This is a genomic window from Streptomyces sp. NBC_01750 (genome assembly GCF_035918095.1).
Taxonomy (GTDB): domain Bacteria; phylum Actinomycetota; class Actinomycetes; order Streptomycetales; family Streptomycetaceae; genus Streptomyces.
Genome location: NZ_CP109137.1, coordinates 1,362,436 through 1,385,498, shown reverse-complemented (window position 1 = coordinate 1,385,498; position 23,063 = coordinate 1,362,436). Strand labels below are relative to the sequence as shown.

General features: G+C 69.4%; 29 protein-coding genes and 1 riboswitch. Of the genes, 12 read left to right on the top strand and 17 right to left on the bottom strand.

From position 1 onward, the window contains the following. Position 1: 1 nt before the first annotated feature. Positions 2-814, bottom strand: coding sequence for an ABC transporter ATP-binding protein (locus tag OG966_RS06100; RefSeq protein WP_326648393.1), 813 nt, complete (start codon positions 812-814; stop codon positions 2-4). A 163-nt stretch (positions 815-977) separates the two neighbouring features. On the opposite strand from OG966_RS06100, the gene OG966_RS06095 reads away from it, so the two are divergent. Together OG966_RS06095 and OG966_RS06090 are read left to right on the top strand one after the other, a co-directional pair. Beyond that, positions 978-1,268 (top strand): antitoxin, encoded by a 291-nt coding sequence (locus OG966_RS06095; RefSeq protein WP_326648392.1) that lies wholly within the window; start codon positions 978-980, stop codon positions 1,266-1,268. Continuing rightward, positions 1,265-1,636: a fic family toxin-antitoxin system, toxin component gene (locus tag OG966_RS06090; RefSeq protein WP_326648391.1), complete on the top strand. Its 372-nt coding sequence runs from the start codon at positions 1,265-1,267 to the stop codon at positions 1,634-1,636. The genes OG966_RS06095 and OG966_RS06090 overlap by 4 nt, the downstream gene beginning before the upstream one ends. Positions 1,637-1,655: 19 nt before the next feature. Here the strand turns inward: OG966_RS06090 and OG966_RS06085 are convergent, their stop codons facing one another. The 4 genes from OG966_RS06085 to bioB all read right to left on the bottom strand — a co-directional run bounded on the left by OG966_RS06085 (position 1,656) and on the right by bioB (position 5,886). Continuing rightward, the gene (locus OG966_RS06085; protein ID WP_326648390.1) at positions 1,656-2,327 is read right to left on the bottom strand and encodes a class I SAM-dependent methyltransferase; all 672 of its coding nucleotides are present in this window, start codon (positions 2,325-2,327) and stop codon (positions 1,656-1,658) included. 276 nt (positions 2,328-2,603) lie between these two features. After that, positions 2,604-3,317, bottom strand: a complete 714-nt coding sequence (gene bioD, locus OG966_RS06080; protein WP_326648389.1) for a dethiobiotin synthase — start codon at positions 3,315-3,317, stop codon at positions 2,604-2,606. A 129-nt stretch (positions 3,318-3,446) separates the two neighbouring features. Continuing rightward, positions 3,447-4,742 carry an adenosylmethionine--8-amino-7-oxononanoate transaminase gene (locus tag OG966_RS06075; RefSeq protein ID WP_326648388.1) on the bottom strand — a complete coding sequence of 432 codons (1,296 nt, stop codon included), beginning with the start codon at positions 4,740-4,742 and terminating at the stop codon, positions 3,447-3,449. Further along, positions 4,735-5,886 (bottom strand): biotin synthase BioB, encoded by a 1,152-nt coding sequence (bioB, locus tag OG966_RS06070; RefSeq protein ID WP_326648386.1) that lies wholly within the window; start codon positions 5,884-5,886, stop codon positions 4,735-4,737. The genes OG966_RS06075 and bioB overlap by 8 nt, the downstream gene beginning before the upstream one ends. Before the next feature lie 146 nt (positions 5,887-6,032). Here bioB and OG966_RS06065 point away from each other — a divergent pair, with 146 nt between their 5' ends. Then, a complete protein-coding gene (locus OG966_RS06065; RefSeq protein ID WP_326648384.1) occupies positions 6,033-7,178 on the top strand; it encodes an 8-amino-7-oxononanoate synthase in 1,146 nt (381 codons plus the stop codon). Here OG966_RS06065 and OG966_RS06060 read toward each other — a convergent pair. Beyond that, positions 7,171-7,386, bottom strand: coding sequence for a DUF397 domain-containing protein (locus OG966_RS06060; protein WP_326648382.1), 216 nt, complete (start codon positions 7,384-7,386; stop codon positions 7,171-7,173). The two genes, OG966_RS06065 and OG966_RS06060, sit on opposite strands and share 8 nt — an antisense overlap. 11 nt (positions 7,387-7,397) lie before the next feature. Continuing rightward, on the bottom strand, positions 7,398-8,255 hold the full coding sequence (locus OG966_RS06055) for a helix-turn-helix domain-containing protein (protein ID WP_326648381.1): 858 nt from the start codon (positions 8,253-8,255) through the stop codon (positions 7,398-7,400). A gap of 277 nt (positions 8,256-8,532) precedes the next feature. Between OG966_RS06055 and OG966_RS06050 the strand changes: the two genes are divergently transcribed. Next, the gene (locus OG966_RS06050) at positions 8,533-8,964 is read left to right on the top strand and encodes an ATP-binding protein (protein WP_326648380.1); all 432 of its coding nucleotides are present in this window, start codon (positions 8,533-8,535) and stop codon (positions 8,962-8,964) included. 18 nt (positions 8,965-8,982) lie between these two features. On the opposite strand, the gene OG966_RS06045 is transcribed toward OG966_RS06050, so the two are convergent. Further along, positions 8,983-9,894, bottom strand: coding sequence for a LysR family transcriptional regulator (locus tag OG966_RS06045; protein WP_326648378.1), 912 nt, complete (start codon positions 9,892-9,894; stop codon positions 8,983-8,985). Positions 9,895-9,977: 83 nt separating this feature from the next. Here OG966_RS06045 and OG966_RS06040 point away from each other — a divergent pair, with 83 nt between their 5' ends. Beyond that, on the top strand, positions 9,978-10,607 hold the full coding sequence (locus tag OG966_RS06040; protein ID WP_326648377.1) for a LysE family translocator: 630 nt from the start codon (positions 9,978-9,980) through the stop codon (positions 10,605-10,607). A gap of 105 nt (positions 10,608-10,712) precedes the next feature. Here OG966_RS06040 and OG966_RS06035 read toward each other — a convergent pair whose 3' ends face one another. The 7 genes from OG966_RS06035 to OG966_RS06005 all read right to left on the bottom strand — a co-directional run bounded on the left by OG966_RS06035 (position 10,713) and on the right by OG966_RS06005 (position 15,120). Then, positions 10,713-11,195, bottom strand: coding sequence for a C40 family peptidase (locus OG966_RS06035; RefSeq protein WP_326648376.1), 483 nt, complete (start codon positions 11,193-11,195; stop codon positions 10,713-10,715). Between the two features lie 3 nt (positions 11,196-11,198). Next, positions 11,199-11,354, bottom strand: a riboswitch (cyclic di-AMP (ydaO/yuaA leader). Positions 11,355-11,699: 345 nt separating this feature from the next. Next, positions 11,700-12,008 (bottom strand): hypothetical protein, encoded by a 309-nt coding sequence (locus tag OG966_RS06030; RefSeq protein ID WP_326648375.1) that lies wholly within the window; start codon positions 12,006-12,008, stop codon positions 11,700-11,702. 7 nt (positions 12,009-12,015) lie between these two features. Then, positions 12,016-12,651, bottom strand: a complete 636-nt coding sequence (locus OG966_RS06025) for an ATP-dependent Clp protease proteolytic subunit (protein WP_326648374.1) — start codon at positions 12,649-12,651, stop codon at positions 12,016-12,018. An 872-nt stretch (positions 12,652-13,523) separates the two neighbouring features. Further along, complete coding sequence (locus OG966_RS06020) at positions 13,524-13,817, bottom strand: hypothetical protein (protein ID WP_326648373.1); 294 nt, start codon at positions 13,815-13,817, stop codon at positions 13,524-13,526. A 241-nt stretch (positions 13,818-14,058) separates the two neighbouring features. Next, a complete protein-coding gene (locus OG966_RS06015; RefSeq protein ID WP_326648372.1) occupies positions 14,059-14,241 on the bottom strand; it encodes a hypothetical protein in 183 nt (60 codons plus the stop codon). A 2-nt stretch (positions 14,242-14,243) separates the two neighbouring features. Further along, positions 14,244-14,585, bottom strand: a complete 342-nt coding sequence (locus OG966_RS06010; protein WP_326648370.1) for a DUF397 domain-containing protein — start codon at positions 14,583-14,585, stop codon at positions 14,244-14,246. A 91-nt stretch (positions 14,586-14,676) separates the two neighbouring features. Beyond that, on the bottom strand, positions 14,677-15,120 hold the full coding sequence (locus OG966_RS06005; protein WP_326648369.1) for a recombinase family protein: 444 nt from the start codon (positions 15,118-15,120) through the stop codon (positions 14,677-14,679). Between the two features lie 112 nt (positions 15,121-15,232). Between OG966_RS06005 and OG966_RS06000 the strand changes: the two genes are divergently transcribed. Beyond that, positions 15,233-16,477, top strand: a complete 1,245-nt coding sequence (locus OG966_RS06000; RefSeq protein WP_326648368.1) for a Twin-arginine translocation pathway signal — start codon at positions 15,233-15,235, stop codon at positions 16,475-16,477. 1 nt (position 16,478) lies between these two features. After that, positions 16,479-16,796: a 4a-hydroxytetrahydrobiopterin dehydratase gene (locus OG966_RS05995; protein WP_326648367.1), complete on the top strand. Its 318-nt coding sequence runs from the start codon at positions 16,479-16,481 to the stop codon at positions 16,794-16,796. A gap of 931 nt (positions 16,797-17,727) precedes the next feature. Here the strand turns inward: OG966_RS05995 and OG966_RS05985 are convergent. Further along, complete coding sequence (locus tag OG966_RS05985; protein WP_326648366.1) at positions 17,728-18,228, bottom strand: hypothetical protein; 501 nt, start codon at positions 18,226-18,228, stop codon at positions 17,728-17,730. A 229-nt stretch (positions 18,229-18,457) separates the two neighbouring features. On the opposite strand from OG966_RS05985, the gene OG966_RS05980 reads away from it, so the two are divergent. After that, entirely contained in the window at positions 18,458-18,739 is a 282-nt protein-coding gene (locus OG966_RS05980) for a type II toxin-antitoxin system Phd/YefM family antitoxin (protein ID WP_326648365.1), read from the top strand. 133 nt (positions 18,740-18,872) lie between these two features. Here the strand turns inward: OG966_RS05980 and OG966_RS05975 are convergent, their stop codons facing one another. Further along, positions 18,873-19,862 carry an ABC transporter permease gene (locus OG966_RS05975; protein WP_326648364.1) on the bottom strand — a complete coding sequence of 330 codons (990 nt, stop codon included), beginning with the start codon at positions 19,860-19,862 and terminating at the stop codon, positions 18,873-18,875. 109 nt (positions 19,863-19,971) lie between these two features. Here OG966_RS05975 and OG966_RS05970 point away from each other — a divergent pair, with 109 nt between their 5' ends. The 4 genes from OG966_RS05970 to OG966_RS05955 all read left to right on the top strand — a co-directional run bounded on the left by OG966_RS05970 (position 19,972) and on the right by OG966_RS05955 (position 23,061). Further along, entirely contained in the window at positions 19,972-20,592 is a 621-nt protein-coding gene (locus tag OG966_RS05970; RefSeq protein ID WP_326648363.1) for a TetR/AcrR family transcriptional regulator, read from the top strand. A gap of 131 nt (positions 20,593-20,723) precedes the next feature. Further along, on the top strand, positions 20,724-21,026 hold the full coding sequence (locus OG966_RS05965) for an urease subunit gamma (RefSeq protein WP_326648362.1): 303 nt from the start codon (positions 20,724-20,726) through the stop codon (positions 21,024-21,026). A 9-nt stretch (positions 21,027-21,035) separates the two neighbouring features. Next, on the top strand, positions 21,036-21,347 hold the full coding sequence (locus OG966_RS05960) for an urease subunit beta (RefSeq protein WP_326648361.1): 312 nt from the start codon (positions 21,036-21,038) through the stop codon (positions 21,345-21,347). Continuing rightward, positions 21,340-23,061: an urease subunit alpha gene (locus OG966_RS05955; protein ID WP_326648360.1), complete on the top strand. Its 1,722-nt coding sequence runs from the start codon at positions 21,340-21,342 to the stop codon at positions 23,059-23,061. The genes OG966_RS05960 and OG966_RS05955 overlap by 8 nt, the downstream gene beginning before the upstream one ends. Positions 23,062-23,063 lie beyond the last annotated feature (2 nt).

The window sequence follows — 23,063 nt, the reverse complement described above, 5'->3', positions numbered from 1 at the left end:
CTCAGCTCTTGCGCAGGGCGTCGGGGCCCGGGGTCTGCGGGGATCCCCCGGAGAAGAGGCGCATGCGCTCCAGCACCGCCTCGGCGGTCGGATCCGGCATGACATCCACGATCCGTCCGTCCGCGAGGAACAGCACCAGATCCGAATGGGCGGCGGCGCCGGGATCGTGCGTCACCATCACCACCGTCTGGTCCAGCCGGTCGACGGCCTCGCGCAGGAAGGCGAGCACCTCGGCGCCCGCGCGCGAGTCGAGATTGCCGGTCGGTTCGTCCGCGAAGATCAGCTCGGGGCGGGAGGCGAGCGCGCGGGCACAGGCCACCCGCTGCTGCTGCCCGCCGGAGAGCTCGGCAGGCCGGTGCTTGAGGCGGTCCCGCAGCCCGAGTGTGTCGATGACCTGATCCACCCACTGGCGGTCGGGTTTGCGCCCGGCGATATCCATGGGGAGGGTGATGTTCTCGGCGGCGGTGAGGGTGGGCAGCAGATTGAACGCCTGGAACATAAAGCCGATCCGGTCCCTGCGCAGCCGGGTGAGTTCACGCTCCTTCAGGCCGGTGATCTCCGTTTCGCCCAGCCAGACCTGACCGGCCGAGACGGTATCGAGGCCGGCCAGGCAGTGCATCAGCGTGGACTTGCCGGAGCCGGACGGGCCCATGACGGCGGTGAACCGGCCGCGCGCGATGTCGACATCGACCGCGTCCAGGGCGCGCACGGTCGTCTCGCCCGTGCCGTACGCCTTGGTCAGAGCCCGCGCCCGGGCGGCGAGCGGCAGATCCGCGGTGTGGTCGTGGGTGGGTGCAGTGGCAGATGTGGACAAGGCTGCCTCCCGGCTTGTGGCGCTCCGACTCCCGTACAGGAGGCGAGAGTAGAGGGGGGTGTGCGGGTGTCGGTATCCCTCGGAGGTTTGGTCCTCAGGGTCCGTGTAAGGGGCACTTGACGGACCCCTTGTCGTTGCTAGCGCCCTGGCGCTAGCGTGAGGTGTGGCGAAAACTCAGTTGAACGTACGCGTGGATGAGACCACCGCCGAGGCAGCGCGCCAGCGGGCCCTTCAGCGCGGGATGAGCGTGAACCGCTACATCGAGGAACTCGTCAAGCAGGACGCGGGCGAGGTGGGACGTACCTTTGTCGAGGCGGCGGCCGATTTCATGAAGCAGTACGAGTCCGTGTTCGCGGAGGAGTTCGGCGAGTTCGGTACGGGCGAAGACGCCGGTAAAGGCGCGAGTACGGGCAAGGGCAAGGGCACGGGCACCGGCCGCGAAGGCAAGCGTTGAACCTGTCGATCGACCTCGCCTGGCTGCTCATGGTCGCCGAGCACAAGACCCCCGGCGATCCACAGGTCACCGACTGGGGTGCGCTCGTCGCCGCTGTCAGCCGTCATGAGGCGGAGATATTCGGTATCGCCGTCTACAGCGACCCGTATGCCAGGGCCGCCGCGCTGCTCCAGCTGCTGCTCCATGTGCCCGCGCTCGAGCACTCCAATGCCATGTTCGCCTCGGCCGTCGCCTACGGGTATCTCGTCGCCAGCGGGCTCAAGGTGGTGACCTCGGCGGAGCAGGTGCGGGACCTGGCACAGCTGGTCAAGCAGGGCAAGGCGGACGTCAGGACCATCGCCGGCGAGCTGCGGCAGTGGAGCGGGTGAGCGCCTGACCCGGCCTGGCTCAATCACCGGGCCGCCTCGCCACGCCGAGGACGCAGGGGGAAGCGGGCGTCATCGGCCCCTTCTCCGGCACCCGTAGCCTGCGGTACACCCCGAGATCGAAGCCGGCGGCCTCGATCTCGGCGATGGTGTCCCGCGCGGTGTGACACCCGCCGAAGAACAGCGGCCAGACGGTACGGTCCAGGGCGCGCTGGGTCTTCGCCATGGTCCGGCCGTCGGCCAGCCCGTGCTCGAAGAACCTCAGCTCACCACCGGGCCGCAGGACCCGTCTGATCTCGGAGAGCGCCCGCCGTACATCCCGTACGGAGCACAGCACCAGGGAGACCACGGCCGCGTCGAAAGCTTCGCTCTTGACCGGCAGTGCCTCGGCCGCGCCCGGCACCACATCCACCGGGACATCGGCCCGCTGCCCGGCGTCCACCGCCAACTTCCGCAAGGTGCGCTCGGGTTCGATCGCCACCACCTCGGAGACGGCCGACGGATAGTGCGCGAAGTTCAGACCGTTGCCCGCGCCGATCTCGATCACCCGGCCCGAGAGACCGGACAGCAGCTCACGGCGGTAGGTGGCGACTCCCGCTCTGATGTCCGCCGGCACACTGAATCTGGCGTAGACACGCGCGAAAACCGGATGGTGGACGGCGTCCCGGGGCACATTGGTGCTGCGCACACGCATCGCGGGCCTCCTTGGGACGGGCGAGCCGGTCACACCGCCATTCTCCCCCGGTACGGCGTCAGTCAGCCGCTCGAGCCGCAGACAGTTCTCTGACGGCCTTGCCCTCGGGGACGCGCGGGATGGCGGCCGCCCTTACGAGACCGGGCGGACCGGTGTACGACCGGTCGGCGCCGCGGTCGGCCGGATCGCCGCCCGGCAGCGCCGCCCGGAAGCGTACGGGTCGCGCCGGGTCATGGCAGCCGGAGACGATCTCGCCGATCCGTGCCCGTACGGCGGTCAGCGTACGGCGGCGCCGAACGCGTCGGCGTTCCAGGATCCACCGAGGCGTGGCGCGAGCCAACTCGCCGCCCGCGCCCGGAACTCGGTGGGAGCCAGCGCGCCCACCCCCTGGGGCACCGCACCGAGCAGGGGCCCGCCGGCAGCCTCGGGCAGGTCGGCGAGATTGCACCGGGCAGCCAGGTCGGGCTCGGCGGGCCAGCTCCCGATCACCACGCCGAGCTGCTCCAACTCCCGCGCGCGCAGAGCCTCGGCGGTCAGCGCGGTGGTGTTGAGCGTTCCCAGCCCGGCGGGCACGACGACCAGCACGGGCGCGCCGAGCAGCCGGGCGACATCGGCGAGGGTCGCGCCGTCGTCGTCGAACCGCACGAGCAGCCCGCCTGCGCCCTCCACGATGACGAGATCGTGCGCGCCGGCCAGCTTCTCGACGGCCTCGACGACCTGCTCGGGCCTTACCGGCTCCATCCCCACCCGCAGTGCGGCGGTCGCGGGCGCGAGAGGCTCGGGGAACCGCGCGAGCTCGACGCCCTCGACATCCCCTGCCAGCCGCATCACCTCATCCACGTCACCGGCCTCGCCGGCCCCGACCCCGGTCTGCGCAGGCTTGACGACGGCAACGGACCGCCCTTGCGCCCGTGCCGCCGCGGCAACGGCGGCCGTGACGACGGTCTTCCCGACCTCGGTCCCGGTCCCGGTGACGACGATGACTGACATTGCTGTTCACTGACCTTTCTGTGTTCGTGTGCGCGGTGAGGCACATGGCCCCCGCCCCCGGGAGCGGAGCTGTCCGCCGGAGCGAACGGGGGAAGGGAAGGGCGGGCAGAGGAAGGCAACAGTCCTCGCTCAGCCCGCCCGCGCCGCCGCCAGTACCGCCCCGCACACCCGCGCCACATCCCCGTCGCCCGTCACATACGGCGGCATCGTGTACAGCAAGTCGCGGAACGGCCGCAGCCACACGCCCTCCCGTACCGCCGCCTCCGTCGCCGCCGCCATGTCCACCTCGTGGTCGAGCTGTACGACGCCGATCGCGCCCAGCACGCGCACTTCCTTCACGCCCGGCAGCGCCTCGGCCCCGGCCAGCCCGTCCCGCAGGCCTGACTCAAGCCGTTTGACCTCCTGCTGCCAGTCCTGGCCGAGCAGCAGGTCGATCGACGCGCACGCGACTGCCGAGGCCAGCGGGTTGCCCATGAACGTCGGGCCGTGCGCCAGGACCGGGACCTCGCCCTGTGAGATGCCCTCGGCCACCCGCGAGGTGCACAGCGTCGCCGCCATCGTGAGATAGCCGCCGGTCAGCGCTTTGCCCAGGCACATCACATCCGGCGAGACCCCGGCGTGCTCAGCCGCGAACAGCGCACCCGTGCGTCCGAACCCCGTCGCGATCTCGTCGAAGATCAGCAGCACCCCGTGCTCGTCGCAGGCCTCCCGCAGCACCCGCAGATACTCGGGGGAGTGGAACCGCATCCCGCCCGCGCCCTGCACCACCGGCTCCACGATCACCGCGGCGAGCTCGTCCGCGTGCCGCGCGACAAGTTCCCGCAGGTCCGCCGCGTACGACTCCTCGAACTGCGCCGGCGGCGCCTCCGCGAAGATCTGCCGCGGCAGCACCCCCGACCACAGCCCGTGCATCCCACCCTCGGGGTCGCACACGGACATCGGCTGCCAGGTGTCCCCGTGGTAGCCGCCGCGCCAGGTCAGCAGCCTCTGCTTGGCCGGACGGCCGGTCGAGCGCCAGTACTGCAGGCACATCTTGACCGCGACCTCGACCGAGACGGAGCCAGAGTCGCAGAGGAAGACATGCCGCAGTGGCCCGGGCGTGATCTCGACCAGCCGGGTGGCCAGCCGCACGGCGGGCTCATGGGTGAGCCCGCCGAACATCACATGGCTCATCCGCTCCAGCTGGCCGTGCGCCGCCTCGTTGAGGACCGGGTGGTTGTAGCCGTGGATCGCCGACCACCAGGACGACATGCCGTCGATCAACTCGCGCTGCCCGTGCACCGGTTCGGCCAGTCGCAGCCGTACGCCGGACGCGGACTCCACGATCAGCGGGTCCGTACGGCCCGGCATGGGGCCGTACGGATGCCAGACATGGGCCCGGTCCAGCGCCAGCAGCTCGCGGGCGTCGTAGGCGGACTCAGGCATTGGGCGCGAGATCCGTGCCGGCGCCCCGGCGGCGTACCGCGACCAGATCCGTACGCGCTGCCGGGACCTCGGGCGAGGTCTCCGCCGGAGTGCCGGTGGCAGCGGCGTCACCGCCCCCGCACACCGACGCGCAGCCCCCGCCCCGGTGCTCCGGCAGCGTCGTCGTGTCCGTGCCCTCCACCTCGAAGCCCGCGTCCGCGATCATGTCGAGGTCGGTCTTGCCCGCCTGGCCCTCGCTGGTCAGATAGTCGCCGAGGAAGATCGAGTTGACCAGGTTCAGCGCCAGCGGCTGCATCGAGCGCAGATGCACCTCGCGGCCGCCCGCGAGCCGTACCTCGACGTCCGGGCAGACGAATCGCGTCATCGCGAGAATCCGCAGGCAGCGCTGCGGGGTGAGGTTCCACTCCTTGGCCAGCGGCGTGCCCTCGAAGGGAATCAGGAAGTTGACCGGCACCGAGTCCGGATCGAGCTCGCGCAGTGAGAAGACGACGTCGACCAGGTCCGCGTCGCTCTCGCCCATGCCCGCGATCAGCCCGGAGCACGCGGACAGACCCGCGGCCTGCGCCTGGTGCACCGTGTCCACCCGGTCGGCGTACGTGTGGGTGGTGGTGATGTCCCCGTATGTCCCCTCGGACGTATTGAGGTTGTGGTTGTACGCGTCGGCGCCCGCGTCCCGCAGCCGCTCCGCCTGTCCGTCGGAGAGCAGCCCGAGACAGGCGCAGACCTCGACGCCCTCGTTCTGCTCCTTGATCGCCTCGATGGTCTTCGAGACCCGGTCGACATCCCGGTCCGTCGGGCCACGGCCGCTCGCGACCAGGCAGACCCGCTTCGCGCCCCCGGCGACACCGGCTGCCGCCGCCTGTGAGGCCTCGTCGGGCTTCAGCCAGGTGTACTTGAGGATCTCCGCCTTGGACCCGAGCCGCTGCGAGCAGTACGAGCAGTCCTCGGGGCACAGCCCCGACTTCAGATTGACGAGATAGTTCAGTTTCACCCGTCGCCCGAACCACTGACGGCGCACCTTTCCGGCCGCGGCCACCACTTCGAGCAGATCGTCGTCGGAGGTCGCCAGAACGGCGAGCGCTTCTTCACGGGTCGGCAGCTCGCGCCGCAGCCCCTTCTCCACCAGCGTGTTCAGCAGGTCCATGGCCCAGATCCTGACGTACGGCACACGCCTCGGCCAAGGAGGAACTCCACAACAGAGCATGTTTGAGGTGTGTGCATGGCCACATCCGTTTCCTGGAGCCGCTCCGGTTAGGGTCTGTGCGCTGCCTACAAAAGGACCGGACCACCATGCCCCAGGATCCTTTCGAGTGGATCGACGACGAGTCGCGCCGCCGTGAGCGCGCCGGCCTCGTGCGTACGCTCCGGCCGCGCGTGGCGGACTCCGAGCTGCTGGATCTCGCCAGCAACGACTATCTGGGTCTGACCCGCCGCCCCGAGGTCACCGAGGCGGCGGCCGAGGCCGCCCGCCGCTGGGGCGCGGGGGCCACCGGCTCCCGGCTGGTCACGGGCAGCACCGCGCTCCATGCCGAGCTCGAGCGTGAACTGGCTGCCTTCTGCGGATTCGAGGCCGCCCTCGTCCTGTCCTCCGGGTATGCCGCCAACCTCGCCGCCGTGACCGCGCTGAGCGGCCGCGGCTCACTGATCGTTTCCGACGCGGGCAACCACGCCTCGATCGTCGACGGCTGCCGGCTCTCCCGCGCGGAGACCGCGGTCGTGACGCACGCCGATGTCGATGCCGTACGCAAGACACTCGACGCGCACTGCGGGCAGCGGGCCCTCGCGGTCACCGACTCGGTCTTCTCGGTGGACGGCGACGCCGCGCCACTGCCCGGCCTCGCCGAAGCCTGCGGGGAGTACGGTGCCGCGCTGCTCGTCGACGACGCGCACGGTCTTGGCGTACTCGGCGAAGGCGGCCGCGGAGCGCTGGACGCCGCATGTATCGCGGGCCACAGTGGCGTCGTCGCCACGATGACCCTGTCCAAATCCCTCGGCAGCCAGGGCGGGGCGGTCCTCGGCCCGGCCCGGGTCATCGACCACCTGATCAACACCGCGCGCACCTTCATCTTCGACACGGGCCTGGCTCCGGCCGCGGCGGGAGCCGCCCTGGCGAGCCTGCGGCTGCTGGGCCGCGAACCCGAGCTGGCCGGCCGGGCCCGCGCGGTCGCCGGGACGCTGCACCGCAGACTGACGGACGCCGGTCTGACCGCCGCACGCCCGGACGCGGCCGTCGTCTCCGTGCGGGCGCCGTCACCGGAGGCCGCTCTGCGCTGGGCCGCCGACTGCCGTACCGCCGGGCTTGTCGTGGGCTGCTTCCGGCCGCCGTCGGTGCCGGACGGCATCTCCAGGATCAGGCTCACGGCACGGGCCGATCTGACGGATCAACAGGTCGAATCGGCGATTGCCACGATCACCGGGACCGCGCCGGTCAGTTGACGCTCCCTTCGTGGAGCGCGCCGAGGACGCCGAGGAATTGCGACCAGGCTGCCGGGGAGAAGCGCAGCGCCGGACGCGCGACGTTCTTCGAGTCCCGTACGGCGAGTGTGTCGTCGGGCAGCCGGGCCGCCTCGACGCAGTTGTTCATTCCCGTGCTGCGGCTGCTGCGCCGCCACGTCAAGCCGTCCTGTGCGAGGCAGTCGGACATGGGGGTGCCTCCTACGAGCCATCACTGATCCGTGCGATGAGATCCAATGAGTCCTCGGGTGCAAGGGCCCGCGCCTGCATCGCGTGGAAGGCGGCGCAGTACACCTCAAGGTCTTCTTTCCGCTCGAGGTAGAGGCTACTCGTCAAGTGGTCGAGAACAACCACGTCCAGATCAGAAGTGTTCGGAAAAGAGAAAATAACGAAAGGTCCCGTGAGGCCGACATAGCCGCCGACCGAGAACGGCAGTACCTGGAGCCGCACATGGGGCAGTTGAGCCGTCTCCGCCAGCCCCCGCAACTGGTCCCGCATCACCCGCCGGCCGCCCACCTCGCGCCGTAGCACCGCCTCGTCGAGCACCGCGCACAGCTCCAACGGCTTCTCCGCCCGGAGCACCGACTGGCGGGTCAGCCTCACCTCCACCAGCGAGTTCACCGTGGCGGCGGGCAGATCCACCAGCGCCGCCCGGGTCACCGCGCGGGCATAGTCCGGCGTCTGCAGCAGTCCCGGCACCACCGAAGTCTCCAGCGTCCGCGCGGCGCATGCCTGGTCCTCCAGACTGATGAAGTCCCGGTACTCGGGAGGGATCAGTCCGCGGTACGCATGCCACCACCGGCTGCCCATACCGTCGGCCGCACCGGCCAAGGTCTCGAGCAGCGCGCGCAGTTGAGGATCGGCTACCGTGTACACATCCAGCAGCAGAGTGACGTCCGACGTCCTGACCCCGCTGATTCCGGTCTCGATGCGGCTCACCTTCGACTGGTGCCACCCGGCGAGCCGTGCGGCGTCCCTGCTGGTGAGGCCCGCGGCCAGCCGCAGCCTCCGCAACTCCTCGCCGAGCTTGCGGCGGCGTACCGCGGGACCCTGCTGCATCGCCCGCTCTCCCTTCCCGTCCTTCCGGCCGTCTCTCCGGCTGTGCTTCCGTCGCATTGATCTTCCGGTCGTGACCAAGGTGTGAGTCTGTGCCCAAATACGGTCTCGCGTAGCAGAGTTCACTGCTTTGAGCGACAGATATATGCATATCTTGGTGGATCGCCGTCCCTGACGGCACGATCGGTGGCACTCTGGCGCGAAGCGCAATCCGTGGCCGTCCTCGCATTTCATCCGCTACGAGTCGGAGCCGGCCCGGTGGGAAAGGGACAGCGTCGCCATGGCCGACCATCAGGAAGCCTCCGTCACCTTGCCGAGCGATCCCGCCTCGGTCTCCGCCGCCCGGAGATACGCCACAGACGTCATCGCCGAATGGGGTCTGCCCATCGAGACCGAGGCCGTCGACACAGTGCGGCTGATCGTTTCCGAACTCGCCACCAACGCCATCCAGCACACCTTCGGCCAGTCGCCGACCTTCACCGTCGACCTTCGTCTCGACCGTGACGAGCAGCTTCGCATCGGCGTCACCGACAGTCACCCGCGCTGGCCGCAGCGGCTGCCCGCGGCCGTACGCCAGGACAACGGCCGCGGCATGGTCATCATCCGCAGCCTGACCGCCGAGTGCGGTGGACAACTCTCCGTCGCACCGACCCCCGAGGGCGGCAAGACCGTCTGGATCGCCCTGCCCTGGATCGTTCCGGTCCAGAGCTGATAACCACTGTCTCTGCCGTCAGTTCCCTGCGCGGCCGAACGCGCCGCGCAGCAGAGCCCGCAGAGACTCGGCCGCTGGCGAGGATTCCTCGCCCCGGTGTGCGACCGAAATCGTCCGCCGGAAGTCCGCCGGTTCCAACTGCCGTACACCGAGCGGCGTCGCGGCCATCGCGGCGACCATCTCCGGCACCACCGCCACGCCGAGCCCCGCACTGACCAGTGCGCACACCAGCGCATAGCCCGGCGACTCGACCGCCACGGCAGGAGTAGCGCCGGCCCGCGCCAAGGCTCCTTCCACGCCCTTGCGCGGCGGATGCGAGGCTGCGCTGCTGACCAGCGGCTGCCCGGCGAGATCGGCCACCGGCAGCCTGCCCGAGCCGCCCGCCAGCGCGTGACCGGGTGCCGTCACCAGCACCAACTCCTCCACGAGCAGCGGTTCCAGAGCCACTCCCGCCGGAGGTGGAGCCGGCTCGGCCGGTTCGTACGTATGGGTCAGCGCCAGATCCACCTCGCCGGCCGCCACCGCCAGGACCCCGCCCGGCGGCTCGTACTCCGCGACGGTCAGTTCCACGTCCGGGTGCGCCCGGCGGAAGGCGCTCAGAACCGGCGGCAGCAGATGGATACCGGCCGTGGTGAAGGTGCCGACGCGCAGCCGCCCGCCGGAAAGACCGGCCAGCCGGGCCAGTTCGTGCCGTGCCTGGTCCATCTCGTCCAGCACTCGGCGGGCCCGTGCCGCCAGCAGCTCGCCCGCGGCCGTCAGCCGGGCCCCGCGGTGGTGCCGCACCAGCAGGGGCGCCCCCGCCTCCCGCTCGAGCTTGGCCATCTGCTGGGAGAGCGCGGGTGCGGTGTAGCCCAGTCGGGCGGCGGCGCGGGTGATCGAACCGGCCTCCGCGACCGCCACCAGCGCCGCCAGCCGTGTCGGGTCGTACATGGCATCACCTTAAGCATTGCTTTAGGCGGACCCTGAAGATTGCAAGTACAAGCTAAGGCCGGTGCGGGTCCAGGATGGCGGGTATGGACGCACAACTGGTCGCCTTCACGGGGGTCGCAGCCGGCATGGTCGCGATGCCGGGCGCGGATTTCACCGTCGTCGTACGCAACGCCCTCGCCTCCCGGCGTGCGGGGGTGGCCTGCGCCGTCGGGGTCGCCGGGGGACTGCTGGTGCACACCGCGCTGGCGGTCGCCGGGCTCGCGGCTGTGTTGGTCGCCGTGCCGGTGCTGTACCGGACGCTGCAGATCGCGGGCGGGGTCTATGTGCTCCATCTGGGTGTACGGGCGGTGCGCGGCGCGCTGCGTCCGCCGCTCGCCGCGCGGGATCCGGAGGGGCAGCCGGCCGGCGGCACGGGGCGCAGTCTGCGGCAGGGCTTCCTCACCAACGTCCTCAATCCGAAGGCGCCGGTGCTCTTCCTCAGCCTGCTACCGCAGTTCGTGCCGGACGGTGCTCCGGTGCTGCCGCGCACTCTGCTGCTCGCCGCCGTCGTCGTCGCACTGGCTCTGCTCTGGTTCCCGCTGGTGGCGCTGCTGGTGGACCGGCTCGGGCAGTGGCTGCGCCGCCCGGGCACGACCCGGGCCGTGGAAGGCGTCACCGGTGGGGCGCTGACCGCGCTGGGTGTGACGCTGCTGGCCGAGCCGCTGGCGCGCTGAGCCTCCGGGCCGCCCGGTCCGCCGGTCACCGACAACCGTCGGCGACCGGCGGACCGTGAGCGACTGGCCGAGAGCGTCGAGACGCGGGCGGTGAGCCGCGGGCCGTCAGCGCACCCGGCCGTACCAGACGCTCTTCGTCCAGATCTTCTCCAGCCGCACCACGGTGCCGCTCTTGGGCGAATGCCAGATCTTGCCGCCGCCGGCATAGATCCCCACGTGGTAGACGTAGCTTCCGGAGTGGAAGAAGACCAGGTCCCCGCGCTGCCGGGAGGCGGCCGAGACATGCTTGGTCCTGTTGTACTGCTGCTGGGCGGTGCGTGGCAGCTTCTTGCCCGCGTTCTTGTACGAGTAGAGCGTCAGGCCCGAGCAGTCGAAGCGGTGCGGGCCCGTGGCGCCGTACCGGTACGGCGATCCTTTCTTCGATGCGGCCACCTTGAGCGCCTTGCTCGCGTAGGCCGTAGCCGCGTGAGCCTCGGAAGTGGTGCCCGGCGCCAGCAGGGTGCCGCCGACGGCGGCAAGTGTCAGGGCCGATACGGCACTCGCCCGGGACATCAGAGTCAGAGACGGGACATGAATCTGCGCAGTCATGCGCAACCCTTCGTCAACCGCCTGTGAAGGATGACCTGTCGGGTTCGGACGGACGAAGATGCCCGGCCGCTGATGCGGCTTCACCCCTAGGGACGACCGGACTGCCCGGTCACCCCGTCACGATTGGGTCCTCCACTCCTGCCGATGCACTCCTGTCGACCAGACATCCGGAGCGGCGGCAGGACTCAGCGTCCGCCCGGACCGCCCCGCCGAGGTGGCGGGGGCTTGTCGTCCCAGGGATCTTGACTCATGCCGTGCCGGATTTCCGAGTCGAAACGACGGTTTGTGAGGCTCGTCACCCCTGACCTGTTCGGGTGGACAGGGCCGTTTTAGTGACCGGCCCGCGACCCCTGAGGAACGCCGCACCAGCAGCGGAACGCCTCATTCCGCCAGATCGGTAGTCGGGTTGTGCAAGTTGTGCGGTACCGCGGTCGGGATCGTGACTACACCGAATGGGGGAGGCTGCCCGATACCCCGTTGGCGTAGACGAATGTGGCGGATTCGTCAACTCGGGGAAGCGGGCGGCATCGTCACCCGGCCCGCCCTGCGTTCGCCGTCGAGCACCCTGAGGGCTTCGGCGAGGGTCGCCGCGTGTACTTCGCTCTCGCCGCGCACATGCATCAGCGTCAGGGCGTCCTTGAGTGCGGCCGCCTTGCCGAGCAGGGCCTGCGCCGCGCGCAGTGCGCCGTAGGTGTGCGTGGCGCGGGCCGGGTTGATCCGCCCCAGCAGATCGACGACTTCGAGATAGCTGTCGATGAATTCGGCCTCGGCGCGGGTCAGCGCGGGCAGCGGCGGCAGTTCGGGTGGCAGCATCGGGCGCTCACGGGGCACTGGTGTCGGCGAGCGACGCCTTGCGGTTCCTGATCACGTGGTCCACCAAGCCGTATGTCTTGGCGCCCTCGGCATCGAAGATCTTGTCGCGCTCCAGATCCGCGGCGATCCGCTCCGGGGTCTGGCCGGTGTGGCGTACAAGCATCTCGGCGAGTTGGGCGCGCAGCCGCAGCAACTCCTGTGCCTGGATATCCAGATCGGACAGCTGGCCCTGCAACCCCTCCTCGGTGGCGGGCTGCTGGACGACGATCCGGGCGCCCGGCAGCGCCATCCGCTTGCCCGGGGCGCCGGCGGCGAGCAGCAGCGCGGCGGTCGATGCGGCCTGGCCCAGGCAGGTCGTCTCCACGTCGCAGGTGACGATCTGCATCGTGTCGTAGATCGCGGACATGGCGCCGAGCGAGCCGCCGGGGGAGTTGATGTACAGGCAGATGTCCCGGTCCGGGGCGGCGTACTCGAGATGCAGGAACTGCGCGATCACATCGTTGGCGGAGGTGTCGTCGACGGCGGTCCCGAGGAAGATGATCCGCTCCTCGAGCAGCTTCGAGTACGGGTCGAGGGTGCGGGCTCCCGCGCTGGTGCGCTCGGTGAACTGGGGCAGGACGTAGCGGGCGGCAGGGCGGCTCATGGCGTACCTCTCCTCGGATGCGACCTCTGTAAAAAATGTACAGGACGTACAGAAGGTGATGATGGGGAGCATGGCCTAGTGATCGAGGAGAAGCAACAGGTCAGAGACGGTTTCGCTATCAGCGAGCGGGCTGATATCTCACCCAGACCACCCATCGCGTCATCGAATCGAAGTCGAGCGTCAATCTCTACCTATGAATCCTAGGCACCCTGGAGTATCGTTCCAGGTAGAGGACGACCGAGCGCAGCCAACAGCCAGGGTTCCGCAGGCGTGATGCCTGGGGCGTGATGTCCACCAGGAACAGCGGCTCGGCAACAGGCAGGCGAAAGGCGGACCAGGACGGTGCCGCGAGACCACCGCGTGATGCGGATGCCAGCGAGACGGGCGGGCCAAATCGGGCCCGCGGAACGGTCCTCCGCCCGCTGCTGCTCATGTCTGGGGTCCCCGTGCGCGCCTTTGATGGACCACGCTTGCGCGACGAGCGCCGCCTCGTCGGACTGTCCGCCGCCCAGCTTGCCGCCCACGTCGGGCGCAGCGGAGGGGCGATCCTCAAGTACGAGGCCGACTCGGCACAGCCGCCCTGCTGTAGCCGACGCCCTCGCCGCCGCGCTCGGCCTGCCGCTCGAGCGGTTCCTCAGGCCAAGGTTCGCAGGCGCCCACTGCTCAGCGACGCCTAACGCGGAGTGTGGTCGTCGTCTTCACTGGAGACCCCGTTCCGGCGGCTGGCGAACCATGCCGTCACGGCAGCGATCCCTCCACCAATCAGAGCGGCAAGGGCATCGAAACTCGCCAGTCCGGACGCCACAACGATCGATCCTCCGGCGGCAATCGGAGCCACGAGGAGAGCGGCATACGCCGTCCATCGCTTTGCGTCACGCATAGGTCTTGACCCCCGCTACGACGGATGAGAGCAGTACCAGCAGCCCCGCTAGATCTGCTACCACAACGTGCACCCAGCCCTTGATTACGCCCGTGCCGTCGTAACAAACCATTCGGACTCCGAACGGCATGAAGGTCAGCCCCAGGATGATGACGACGAGTGCTGTCGCTACCGTTGCCGCATCGATTGGTTTTCCCTCAAGGCTGGCGGCCAGCAAGGCGCCGCAGAAGGCGACAGCTGCAGTAACAATCCAGTCGATCCAGAAGACCGCGTCGTCGATGGTCAACGCGTGTTTCTCGCCCGGGCGAGGCTCCCGCGAGACCAAGCGAAGCCAGGTCTGTAGAACAGCCACTACGAGCGCTACCCCAAGCGTGAGTAGCCAGGCCAAGACGTCCCCCTTGAAGCCGTGAGCAGCCAGCATCCTTGCACTGCAAGCGAGTTCACGCGAACTGAATCGAGGAACTGCAAAGGGGAAGCCCCGGCCTGTCCGCGACGGGGGGCGCAGACAGACCGGGCCGGTCAGGGAACTAGGCGGTGGCCGGCTGCGCGAGACGGCCCTTGCGGGTGGCGCCTCCGCAGTTCTCGCACGAGACGATGACAACACCCTGATTGATCAGCGGGACGGTCTGCTGACTCTGGCATTCCCGGCACCGGGTGTGGCGGAACCGCTCGATGCTCGCGAACGCCTGCCCTACCTGGATCGCGTCCATGGTCAGACGGCCGCGGCGGCGGTGGCCTGCTCCATCTCCGCATCGGTGGCCATCAAGTCATCGAACTCGCCGGCCTTGATGCCCTCGGCGAACTTGGTGAACTCGGCCCGGCTGAAGTGCAGTACCGGGCTGTCCATGTCCTTGTCGTCGGAGAGGGCGACCATGCGGGTGCCGTTCGGGATGTTGTAGTGCGGGTGGTCCTTGGCGTCCGGTGCCTCGGCGAGGATGACGCAGTCCTTCAGGATCGGGTCAAGGTCGGTCCTGCTCGCCTTGCGCCAGTCCAGCCCGAGGGCGTGCGAGTTCTCGAACGGCTTGGTCGTGATGCCATTGCTGATGGTGCCCATCAGTGGTGTCCTCTCTCTCGGATGTTCGCTGTCCGTGCAACCCGTCCCGGCCGGGGGTTCCTGGCCGGAGTCATCCGGTCGGGACGGGCGTTCAGTGGGGTGTGCAGAGCCGACCGCGCTGCTTCTCGGCAGGCGCGTCGCTCTCGCCCTCGGCCGTCACGCAGTGCCCGCCTGTCTGCCCGACGCGGTGCCGCATGACCGAGCTCTGCGAGGCGTCCCGGGTAAGCCGGTCCCAGCCGTCGACGAGGCACACGATCCGACCGGGGGCCCTGTCCATGGCCACACACAGCGCGTCGAACTGCGGCCTGTGATGACTCAGGGCGTGGTCGCCGAGGTCGAGCCAGATACCCGCGACGTCCCAGCCGCGGGACTCCGCGTATGCGCGGCACCGGTCGAGGCGGATGTCGAGAATGACAGTCGACGTGGTGGCGTGCCGGTCGTAGATGAAAGCGCGCGGCCGGTCCTCGGCCGTGGCCTCTTGGTCGTCAGCCGAAGGGTCGGATCCTGTCGCGATCTGTGTACGTCCGGTAGTCACACGTGGATGATGGGCGTGCACGTCGGGACCCAAATAGGTCGCGGTACGGCCACGCGTGGCCACGTAGCGGCCATGGCCGAGGACATGGGCAATGACACCTCAGACTGGGCGCGTGAGCCGCAACGACGCATTGAGAGCGGCCCGGTTACGGAAGGGCTGGCGCACCGTCGAGGCCGCGGCCACGGCGCTCCAGGAGCACGGGCAACAGCTCCTCGACGACTGCCAGTTCACCGTGTCCGCGCGGACGTGGCGCCGGTGGGAGGGTGGCCGTCCCGGCTGGCCGGCGGAAGAAACCGCCATCGTGCTGCACGACGCGCTCGGCCACTGGCCCGAAGACCTCGGCTTCACCACACCGCCCGGCTGGATCCGGCCCGAGCACCACCAAGAGGACGACGTGAAACGCAGGGCCTTTGTCTCCGTCACCGCCGCCGCGCTCATCGCCGGGCCCGTTGCCCCGCAGCACGTCGACCCCACGCTGATCGACTACTTCCAGCAGCAGCTCGAGGGCCACTACCGGGCGGATATGTTCCTCGGCCCGCACGACTTGATCGGCACCGTCAGCGCGCAGTACCAGCTGATCGACAAGCTGATCCGCAGCGCGAAGGGCGAGACGCGCCGCGGCCTGCTCCGAGTCGGCGCGGCCTACGCCGCCTTGGTGGGCTGGCTGTACCAGGACGCGGGCGACATGGACGGGGCGAGCTTCTGGCGCGGGGTGACGCAGGAGATAGCGATGCGGTCCCGCGACCCGCATCTGATCGGCTACAGCCTGGTCAATCAGGCCCAGGTGAGAACCGACTTGGGGGACGGGCACGCGGTCATCGACCTGTGCGAGGCCGCCCTCGACGACACCACTCGGATTCTGCCGAAGGTCCGCATCATGGCCATGCAGCAGCAGGCGCACGGAGCCAGCCTCACCGGGGACCGTACCGCCGTGGACCACCTGCTCGACCAGGCGGACGGGCTCCTCGGCCGCGTCGACGACGATCTCCCATGGGGCAACGCCTGCCGCAGGACGCCCGGATACCTCGAGGTGCAGCGCGCCACCTGCTACGGACGGCTCGGCCTCGGCCGCGAAGCCGACTCGCTGTGGTCCCAAGTGCTGACGGTCGTCCCGGAGACGGCCCGCAGGGACCGCGGGGTGTACCTCGCCCGTCATGCCACCGCGGCAGCGGCAGCGCGGGAACCGGACCACGCTCTCGAGATCGCCCGCACCGCTGCGGAGATCGCGGTGGAAACCCGATCCGCACGCATGGCCCGGGAGTTGGCCACCCTCGAGGGAGCCATGCGGCCATGGCACGATACGCCCGTCGGCCGGGACCTCGCCGAGGTACTGGCACCGGTGACCGAGAGGGGATGACGTGGCAGGCGTACCGAAGCCGCTGACCGATGGGGAGATTGAGGAGCGGCTGAGCAAGCTGCCGGAGTGGACGCGGGCGGGGGATGAGATCACGCGCCGGGTCGAGATCCGGTATCACGCGGGCGTCGCGATGATTGTGCACATCGCCGACCGTGAGCGGCGCATCGGGCATCACGCCGACATCGACCTGCGGATCGACCACTTGAAGATCGCGATCACCACGCACGACGCTGGCTACAGGCTGACGGCCGCCGACTTCGACCTAGCCGCGCGGATCGACGCCATCGCGGCGGCGCACCTGTCGACGCCACTGGCCTGACCCCGGACGCAGAAAGGCGCCCCCTCCCGAAGGAGGGGGCGCACTGCCTTACGTATTGCGTTACGGGTACTGGCGGCGTTGCGGGTCGAGGCCGAGGGACAGCAGGCCCGGCTTGTCGTCCGGCGCGGGTGCGCCGTCCTTGCGGCAGACGAGCGCGTCGGGGTCATCTTTCGGCGCCTGCCAGCTGTAGCCGGCCGGGCACGCCTGCCCGTCCCTGCCGTCCGCGCCGGGTCGAGCAGGTCGCCGCCCTTGGACAGCGGGACGATGTGGTCGAGGGTGAACGACCAGGAGTCTCGCGGGTCGAGGGCTGGGTCGATGTTGTGGCCGCAGCGTGCGCACGGGTCACCGAGGGCTTTCACGGCGGCGACGAGGCGGCGGTAGGGGCGCCCGTTGCGCGGGTTGCCCGCCACGGGCGCCCACCTCCCGGCTACGCCTTGGGGATGGCCCACTCGGTGGGCTGGACCCCGTCGGGCTCGTACGCGAGGTTCTCCGGGCGCTTGCCGCTGGGCACCGGGAAGGCGATCAGGCCGCGCGCGCATCGGCTTCAGTGTCTTGTCCATTGGGAACTCGGGCTTCGGCGAGTCGCCGCCTGAGGAGCTGGTGATGTCGATGCTGGTGCCGTTTGCTGTAGGCCAGTGACCAGGGGACTGACTGACGGTGATGTCGGCCCCCTTGATGTTGCAGACCTTGATGTCTGCCGTTGCCCCAGGTGTCGCCGCCCTGGAAGTCCTCTGGGGGCTGCGGCTGGGGGCCCTTGTAGGGCTGTTCAGCGTGTACGTGGCAACTGTGCGCCACCCAACGATGCGTCGACGCCAAGCGACAACGAATGGCACGGGCGTTAATGCGGTGAGGCTGACGGCTGGCGCCGCGGCCAAAGCCCAGCGATGCCAACGGCGGTTGAACATGCGCGGCTGCGCAGCCCTATCCCCGGTCATGAGCCGATGATCTCGGTCAGCCGATCGTTGACGGCTACGAGGTGTTCTGTGCCGATCGACATCTCTGCCGCCATGGTGTCGAACGAGGCTTGGTCTTCGCTGTTGGCGCCTTGGGCGCACGCTGCCGCAGATGCGGCCAGGTGCTCGAGGGCCAGGGACCAGCGGGTGGCCAACGTCTTGTCCGGCATCGGATCACCCTTCTGGGCTGCTTCGAGGTCGGCGGTCATTCGTGGGCAACTCTTCCTGAGGCCCGGCAGGTTGACCGGATGGGAGTCCTTGTTGACGGCGGTGAGGTCGGCGGTGATCGTGCTCAGCTGGTCTGATCCGCCCGTGTCTCTCCAGTTCCTGAGCTGATCGACTGCGCTGAGGCTTGGTGTCGAAGCGGCCCCGACCGTCGGCGTCTCCGCTTCGCCGGGAGTCTTGCTTTCGGCCGTGCCGCAGCCGGCGAGACTGATGAAAAGGACTGCTGCGACAGCAACGGTGGTGCGGGTGTTCATGAGGCCCCCAGGTGTCTTGGAGGCATCATGCGGCGTACAGGCCCGGCATGCCGCCAGTGTGACCGAACGGTGACACAGGGTGCGAACGGGAGCTAAGGAGATCGGCGGGCTCGTCTCACACCTGTCTCACAGACTGGCGTTTTCGCCCTGTCCGACGTGGCAGTGACCTGGGATTTAGCGCTCTCCCTGGACGCTATGGACGCCAAGGAGGGCCCGTAAGCTGGGAGCCATGGCCTACGAGATTCCGGTGACGCAAGCCCGCGCAGAGCTCGCCGAACTGATCAACCGCGTTGTCTACGGCGGGGAGCGTGTCGTCGTGACCCGGCACGGAAAGCCCCTCGTAGCGTTGGTCTCCGCCGCTGACCTGGAACGACTCGAGAAGGATCAGGAGGCTGCCGAGGAGCAGGTGATCAGCTCGGTCTCCTCGCTCGGCTCGGTCGCGTCCGTTTCCGGCGAACGCGGGCGCTTCGGTCTCGGTGCCGAGCACCGCCCCCCCGACCGGCGCGGCTGAGCGCGCGCCATCACGCGAACGCGCGCCGGCACGCGAAGAGGCCGCGCGTCCCCGTCCGCTACAGCGGGGACGCGCGGCCGGTCGATGGGCCCCGATGCGCCGCGAATTGCTCGGCCGACGGGCCTCGAAGGGCTCAGCCGACGGGTACCGCTTCGGCCTCGCGATGATCCGCGGCCACGACCGGTCGCCCGGCACGGCGCCCGCCTGCCACAACCGCGGCCAGTCCGAGTGCGGCCCAGAGCGAGAGGGTGAGGACGGCCGCCCCGGCGGCGTTGCCCTCGAAGTACGCCACCGACCGGAGCAGCGTCCCGCCCGCGCCCGGCGGCAGCCACTGGCCGATCAGTCCGGCAGGCTCCGGCAGGAGTTCGGGCGCGCTCGCGGCACCCGAGAACGGGTTGCCGATGAGCACCATGAGAAGTCCTCCGAGCGCGAGCCCCGGTGTACCGATCAGGGCCGCGAGCCCGGCCACGGCCGCGCCGATGGCCAGGACGGTCAGGCCCAGTACTCCGGCCTGGGCCCACCATGGGCCGGTGAGCACGCCGAGCCAGCTGTCGGCGAGTACGGCGGCGGTGATGCCGACCAGGACGGCGGTGCCGATCAGTGCGGTTGCCGCGCGGGCCCCGCGGAGTCCCAGCAGGGTCACGACGGCGCCGGCCGCGACACCGGCCAGAGCCAGCGGCAGGATGCTCGCCGCCAGAGCGCTGCCGCGCGGATCACCGGAGGGCGTGGGCACCACGTCCGTGATCTGTACCTGGGTACCGGCCGGAGCCTGTGAGGTGACGGCCTCCTTGAGGAGCTGGGCGACGACCGGACTGGCCGCCGATGCGGTCAGCAGTCGTGGTCCTTCGGTGGTGACGACCACAGCTCCGTATACGACCCGGTCCTCGATCGCGGAGCGGGCGGCGGCTTCGTCGTCGTAGTGGTGTACGTCGAAGGCTCCCTCGCGCTGTTCGAATCGCTGCTCCAGCTGTGCGGTCGCTGCCGCCGGTCCGGCGATGCCGATGGGTACGTCACGGGGCGCGATTCGGGCGGCCGGCCACGCGAAGGCCCAGAGGGCCAGCGCCACCAGGGCTGGGACAAGGACCATCACCGCGATCATTCGGCGGGTGGAGGTGGCGGACATGATGGCCCTCGATTCAAAGAGAAGGATCGTTCGTTTTTGTTGTTGCCCTGACTGTCGCGCCGGGCTCGCTTCCTTGTCAAGAAGGAATGTTCGTTTTAGGTTGGACGGCATGGCCCGCGTATCCCAGGAACACCTCGACGCCCGCCGCCGCCAGATCCTGGACGGCGCCGCCCGCTGCTTCGCCCGCAACGGCTTCCACGCCACGTCGATGCAGGACATCCTCCGTGAGGCAGGCCTGTCGGCCGGCGCGGTCTACCGGTACTTCCGCAGCAAGGAGGAGCTGATCGCGGCCATCGCCGATGAGGCGTTCAGCGCGATCCGCGGGGCCTTCGACGAGGCCGCCAGGAGCACCCCGCCGCCCACCCCCGACGTACTTCTCGGCCGTGTGCTGCGCGTCATGCTGGAGGAGCAGGTGCCCGGCGGCGACCGGCAGGCGTTTGCGCGGCTGATCGTGCAGGTGTGGACCGAGACCCTGCGAAACGAGCAGCTCGCCGCCACGCTGGACGAGGGGTATGTCGGCATGCGCCAGGCCTGGTCGAAGCTCGTGGACGCCTATCGCGACAGCGGCCTGATGGCCGCAGATGTACCCGCCGACCATGTGGCCCGCACCCTCATCGCCACCGCCCAGGGCTTCATCGCCCAGCAGGCGCTCTTCGGTGATGTGCAGGTCGAGGTCCTGGAGGACGGACTCCGGGCGCTGATGTCCATGGGAGATCCCGAGATCAGTTAACGCGCCGGAAAAACTTGCGCCTTACCGTTCACCCCCAGGTCGGGAGACTCCCGCGCACAGCTCAGCGGAGTGTGAAGTGAGCTGTGTTCCCGCTGCGTCCAGGCGGGGCCGGACGACAGTGAGGTGGGCCCATGCAACTCTCCCCGCACGAGCAGGAACGACTGCTCATTCATGTGGCTGCCGACGTGGCGGAGAAGCGTCGCGCGCGGGGGGTGCTGCTGAACCATCCCGAGTCCGTCGCGCTGATCACCGCTCACATACTCGAAGGCGCGAGGGACGGCCGTACCGTCGCCGAACTCATGGCCTCGGGACGCAAGGTGCTCACCCGTGCCGACGTCATGGAGGGCATCCCCGAGATGATCCACGACGTGCAGGTCGAGGCGACCTTCCCGGACGGCACCAAGCTCGTCACCGTCCATGACCCGATCGTCTGAGGTACGCGGATGATTCCCGGAGAGATCCTTTTCGCCGACGGCCCCATCGCCCTCAACGCGGGCCGCGAGGTCACCCGACTCGCTGTCGTCAACGCCGCCGACCGGCCCGTCCAGGTCGGCTCCCACTATCACTTCGCCGAGGCGAACCCCGGTCTGGACTTCGACCGCGCGGCCGCCCGCGGCAAGCGGCTGAACATCGCCGCAGGCACCGCCGTGCGCTTCGAGCCCGGCATCCCCGTCGACGTCGAACTCGTCCCGTTCACCGGTGCACGGGTCGTGCCGGGGCTGCGCGGCGAGACCGGAGGTCCCCTCGATGCCTGAGCTGAACCGCGCTGTCTACACCGATCTTTTCGGCCCCACCACCGGTGACCGCATCCGGCTCGCCGATACCGACCTGGTCGTCGAGATCGAGGAGGACCGTTCCGGGGGGCCCGGACTCGCCGGGGACGAGGCCGTGTTCGGCGGCGGCAAGGTGATCCGCGAGTCGATGGGCCAGTCCCGTACGACACGGGCCGAAGGCGCACCCGACACGGTCGTCACCGGTGTGGTCATCATCGACCACTGGGGCATCGTCAAGGCCGACATCGGCATCCGCGACGGCCGGATCACCGGCATCGGCAAGGCCGGCAACCCCGACACAATGGACGGCGTTCACGCCGATCTCGTCATCGGTCCCGAGACCGAAGTCATCGCCGGCAACGGGAAGATCGTCACCGCGGGCGCCATCGACGCGCACGTCCACTTCATCTCGCCGACCCTCATCGACCAGGCCCTGGCGACCGGTGTCACCACCCTCGTCGGCGGCGGCACCGGCCCGGCCGAGGGCACCAAGGCCACCACCGTCACCCCGGGTCCCTGGCACCTCGCCCGGATGTTCGAGGCACTGGACACCCTCCCCGTAAACATCGGACTGCTCGGCAAGGGCAACACGATGTCCCGCGAGGCCATGCACTCCCAACTGCGCGGCGGAGCGCTCGGATTCAAGATCCACGAGGACTGGGGGTCGACCCCCGCCGTCATCGACGCCTGTCTGAGCGTCTGTGACGAGAGCGGCGCCCAGCTCGCCATCCACACGGACACGCTGAACGAGGCGGGCTTCGTCGGGGACACGCTCGCCGCCATCGCCGGACGCACCATCCACGCGTACCACACCGAAGGCGCGGGCGGCGGGCACGCACCGGACATCATCACCGTGGTCTCCGAGCCGTACGTCCTGCCCAGCTCCACCAACCCGACCCGGCCGCACACCGTCAACACCATCGAGGAACACCTCGACATGCTGATGGTTTGCCACCACCTCAATCCGGCCGTCCCGGAGGACCTCGCCTTCGCCGAGTCCCGGATCCGGCCCTCCACCATCGCGGCCGAGGACTTCCTGCACGATCTCGGCGCCATCTCGATAATCTCCTCCGACTCGCAGGCCATGGGACGCATCGGCGAGGTGGTGATGCGGACCTGGCAGACCGCGCACGTCATGAAGAAGCGCCGCGGAGCACTGCCCGGCGACGGTCGCGCCGACAACCACCGGGCACGTCGCTATGTCGCCAAATACACGATCAACCCGGCGGTCGCTCAAGGCCTCGACCACGAGATCGGCTCGGTCGAGACGGGTAAACTGGCCGACCTGGTGCTCTGGGAGCCGGCCTTCTTCGGCGTCAAGCCGCAGCTCGTCATCAAGGGCGGCCAGATCGCGTACGCGCAGATGGGCGACGCCAACGCCTCCATTCCGACTCCGCAGCCGGTGCTGCCCCGGCCGATGTTCGGCGCGCTGGGCAGGGCGGCGTCGGTGAGCTCGCTCAACTTCGTCGCCGAGGCGGCGATCGAGGACGGACTGCCCGAACGCCTGGGCCTGGACAAGCAGTTCGCAGTGATCAAGAACACCCGGCGGATCACCAAGGCGGACATGCGGGAGAACGACGCGCTGCCCCGTGTCGAGGTCGACGCCGACACCTTCACGGTGACCATCGACGGCGATGTGGTCGAGCCCGCACCTGCGGTGGAACTGCCCATGGCCCAGCGCTACTTCCTCTTCTGATG